The 254-nt window shown below is 51.2% G+C and carries 1 pseudogene; it reads right to left on the minus strand.

Annotated features, from left to right (window positions below):
* Positions 1 to 126 precede the first annotated feature (126 nt).
* Positions 127 to 254: pseudogene (locus AC05K6_RS10185) on the minus strand (IS256 family transposase); the annotation flags it as partial.

The following is a 254-nucleotide window of genomic DNA, read 5'->3' on the forward strand; positions in this document are numbered from 1 at the left end:
ATATTTTCCGCCAAGATGCGGTCTTCCACGAGACGGACCACACGGTCCTTGGCATCCTGGTCAAATTTTCTTGGCATATTCCAGATTTTCCCATCTACTCAAACGGAACAAAACCTGGGACACTTCAGCGGCGGTGGTTTCGTGTCTGGCCCAGGTCCAGTTGATGACGTGGGTTTTACTGGCTGTGATCAGGAGGCATCCGGACTTTAGATAGGTCGCGTCGAGGAAGATTTGGTCATGGATGCGGAATGAGT

The organism is Corynebacterium sp. TUM25020 (genome assembly GCF_056388495.1).